The sequence below is a fragment of the Methanococcoides seepicolus genome (genome assembly GCF_023684405.1).
Classification (GTDB): domain Archaea; phylum Halobacteriota; class Methanosarcinia; order Methanosarcinales; family Methanosarcinaceae; genus Methanococcoides; species Methanococcoides seepicolus.
The window spans coordinates 1-1869 of sequence record NZ_JAGSOI010000127.1 but is presented as its reverse complement, the minus strand read 5'-3'; the positions used below and the strand labels follow the sequence as shown (position 1 = coordinate 1869).

General features: G+C 36.5%; 1 protein-coding gene. It reads left to right on the top strand.

Translation table 11 applies throughout. The features are described from left to right. The first annotated feature begins 1163 nt into the window (after window positions 1-1163). A complete protein-coding gene (locus KDK67_RS13975) occupies window positions 1164-1838 on the top strand; it encodes a DUF2162 domain-containing protein (protein WP_250869457.1) in 675 nt (224 codons plus the stop codon). Window positions 1839-1869: the final 31 nt, after the last annotated feature.

The window sequence follows — 1869 nt, the reverse complement described above, 5'->3', positions numbered from 1 at the left end:
AGTTCATTATCGATATTGATCATATGCGGGATTTAATACATGAGAAATTTATGGAGTGCTCATCAAAAATTAGCTTTGCAAAGAGATGGATTGAAAAGTTTCTTAGTGAAAAACAGAAGTCCAAAATGTTGGGTGTTTGACTATAATGAAGTGTGTTGGACCCGAGAACTTGCTCCCCCCGACGGCTCGTCATACATATTTTCACGCTGTTTTTATTTTCATTTTTATCATGAAGCAATTAATTGAAGCATAAACTGCTCTATATAAAATTTCATTCTTCGTCTATATCATCTATAATTTTTGATTGAAGGCTGTCATTATAAGCTATTATATATTTATCTTCATAAAGTATTTCAAAATAATCATATCAATAAGGAAGAAGATGTTTATAAGGCCCATTCTTCGCATTATGTTCATCATAATACCCTTCAAAACAACCAAAAAGGATGCATTCTCGTATTGCAATGTCTATCAAATCAGGTTGTTCAGTAAAGTGGGCACCCAGTGTCCGTACTGGTGTGGAGTTGAATCTGATGTTTGTTCACCTGTGAATCCTCCATAATCTTTGAAAATTTTACATTTTCTCGAGTGCATCACTATCGTTAAAAAAACACAAGTTATAAAAATTCGGAGATTTTTCCTTTAGCCTCGAAATTCATTGTGACGACTAGTTCTGTCAATGGTGATTAATAAAAACGGGGAATGGATTTGAGGATATGGTCATTTATGATACTCTATTTTGATGATATTTCTCTCACAAATAATTTCGTCACAACTTCTATCATATTAATCCAAGGTCTTGTAATGATTTATGCATAAATATTCTTGCTGTTATGGTGTGATGTAACTTCATTTTTTGATTTGATTTGGTCTGGTCTATATTGTCGTAAAAATATTTTCATGTGAAGTTTCTCAAAAAGCTTACTTGTGTATGTATTATATGCCATAATAATATCAAAAAAGTATATGTGCATTATTTAAAAAGGACAGATGTATATATATATGATAATGTTTTATTGATTTCACTCAATTAAGCTTGTCCAATCAATAAACAATTATATTTGATTTAATAGGACTCGAAGATTATCAATTTGGATGGCACACATGGCGTTAATAACATACATTGTAAACAAAACTTTAGTTTTTATAGGAGGTGCTTGTGAATGAACATGGTACTTCTCACCGTTGTGGGAATACTGTTAGCAATTCTTCTGTTTGGTGTTAAGACCGGGATAGGCTGTGGCTTTTCGAATCGCAGCACGAAAGAGATCCTTGCTATTGCAGGCAGCTACTTTATCCTATCACTAATTATAGGCAGTCTCATAGGATATGTGGACCAGTCAAATCTTGACCTTATTGCGGGCATGGGTATGTCCCTTCACGTACTGGTTGCTTTGCTCCTGATCGGGGCAGGCATCTATACCCAGAAACAGTGGAACTGTGGCTGTGATGTTTCTCATCGCACATTCCTTGTGATCTCCCTGCCCTGTCCTGTCTGCCTGACAGCACTCTTCATATCCTGTATGCTTCTGGCAACATATATTGAGGTCAGTGGAATCCTGATCGGGCTGCTTGTGGGTGTTGTGTTCTTCATCTCTGTGGTTGCATCTTCCCTTCTGTGCAAAATGCTGAAAAAGACCCCCGAAACGCTCGGTAACATCATGATGATCCTTGGTATCTACTATCTAATGGGTGCCATTATTGTTCCTGCTTACATCAAAACGAAACAGATGAACATCCCCCAATACACTGCACCGCCTATGGATATTCTTCCCTTTGTGGTATTCGCGGTCTTCATTGCCGGGGGATTTGTTCTGAATAAAATACGGAGTAATTGAAAATGGCTATTGATTCATTTTTGTTCCAGCT

Coding starts and splice junctions, on each gene's coding strand:
- KDK67_RS13975 (WP_250869457.1), top strand. CDS start 1,164: ATGAACATGGTACTTCTCACCGTTGTGGGAATACTGTTAGCAATTCTT.